The 1,914-nt window shown below is 59.2% G+C and carries 1 protein-coding gene and 1 pseudogene; both read right to left on the reverse strand.

The annotated features are described in order from the left end of the window. The coding region (locus NMQ14_RS19605; protein WP_257098510.1) for a PQQ-dependent dehydrogenase, methanol/ethanol family at positions 1-1,281 on the reverse strand (1,281 nt) is incomplete at its 3' end. A gap of 436 nt (positions 1,282-1,717) precedes the next feature. Further along, positions 1,718-1,914, reverse strand: a pseudogene (locus NMQ14_RS19610) (PQQ-dependent dehydrogenase, methanol/ethanol family); the annotation flags it as partial.

Consider the following 1,914-nt stretch of genomic DNA (forward strand, 5'->3'; position numbering starts at 1 on the left):
CACGTAGAACAGGCCATTCTTCGGGTTGAACGAAGCGGGCTGCTGGTCCTTCGAACCCAGAGCGGCCGGGCAGATGCCCTTGCTGTTCACATCTTCGCCGTTCTGACGGGTCGAGTACTTGGCAACCACTTGCGGACGACCGGTGTTCATGTCGACGTGCGTGGCCCAGTTCACCTTCGGGTCAAACTTTTCGGCGGTCAGCAGCTCGCCGGTCACACGGTCCATCGTGTAGCCGAAGCCGTTACGGTCGAAGTGAACCGCAACCTTGCGCTTCTTGCCCTTGACGTCCACGTCGGCCAGGATGACTTCGTTGATGCCGTCGAAGTCCCACTCGTCGTGCGGGGTCATCTGGTACACCCAACGGGTCATGCCGGTGTCGACATCACGTGCCCACAGGGTCATCGACCACTTGTTGTCGCCCGGACGCTGCGACGGGTTCCACGTCGAGGGGTTGCCCGAACCGTAGTACATCAGGTTTTCCTGCGGGTCGTACGAGTACCAACCCCAGGTCGTGCCGCCACCGATCTTCCACTGGTCGCCCTGCCAGGTCTTGATCGACGAATCCTTGCCCACCGGCGCCATCTTGCCGTTGGTCCAGGTCATCGTCTTTTCCGGGTCCATCAGCATTTCGGCGTCGGGGCCGGTGCTGAAGCCCTTCCACACCTGCTTGCCGGTGTTGATGTCGTAGGCAGCCACGTAGCCGCGGACACCGAATTCACCACCGGAAATACCGGTGATGACCTTGTCCTTGAACACGTGCGGGGCGTTCGTGTTGGTTGCGCCAACCTTCGGGTCGCCGTTCTTGACCGACCACAGCACCTTGCCCGACTTGGAGTCGAGGGCAACCAGCGTCGTGTCGGCTTGCTGCAGGAACACCTTGCCTTCGGCGTAGGCGAGACCACGATTGACGGTGTCGCAGCACATCACCGGAATCACCGACGGATCCTGCTTCGGCTCGTACTTCCACTTGATCTTCTGGGTTTCCAGATCGATCGCGAACACCTTGTTGGGGAAGGGCGAGTGCACGAACAGCGTGTCACCGATCACCAGCGGACCACCTTCGTGACCGCGCAACACGCCGGTCGAGAAGGTCCAGGCAACCTTCATGTCCTTCACATTCTTCTTGTTGATCTGGTTCAGGTTGCTGTAGCGCTGGTTTTCGAAGTTGCCAGCCTGCATGGCCCAGTTCTTCGGGTCCTTGATCAGCTTGGCGACATCGGCGTTAGCCAATGCGGTGCCCGGGATGGCAAGTGCAGCGACCCACAGGGGCAGTGTTTTCATCTTCATGGAAATAGGCTCCTCCTCATTCCGACCAAAAAGCCAAAACCTCAAGTACAAGGCCTTGGCCGCTATTCCCGGCGACGTCCATAAGTAGCACTGGGCATCGGGGTAATGAAGATATAGCACACGATTTTTGAACAGCGGGAAGTTTTCCCCGCGCTGTCCTAAAATTTTAAACTTGACAAACCGATTTGAATCCGCTCCATGTTGTTAATATTGGCTTCTACAGTAGTTGGAGGCGTCTGCTGTGGCGCGCTGCAACATGGAGAAAATCGCTGGATGTTGCACTGCGCAACGCGCGCGGAGCAGTGGGTAACGCATGTTTGTGGCGCACCGTGGGAGGGCTCACAAGTAAAAACCGGCACCGGCGCTTCCGCACGGTGCCGGCTCGGCAACCTTGCGGAAAGCGCAACTGCGCCTTCCGCTGAACGCACGACTACGGCAGTGCGAAGACAGTCATCGTGCCGCCCAACTCGGTGTAGGCGGCCAGTTCGGCGTAACCACCCACGGCGCCCAGACCATCGGTCGGTTTTTCGAGACCGGCTGCGAGGCCGATGCCGGCCCAGCCGCCGATACCCGACAGGATACCGATGTACTGCTTGCCCTTGAATTCCCAGGTCGTCACGTTGCCGA

The sequence above is a fragment of the Methyloversatilis sp. XJ19-13 genome, assembly GCF_024580155.1.
Lineage (GTDB): Bacteria > Pseudomonadota > Gammaproteobacteria > Burkholderiales > Rhodocyclaceae > Methyloversatilis.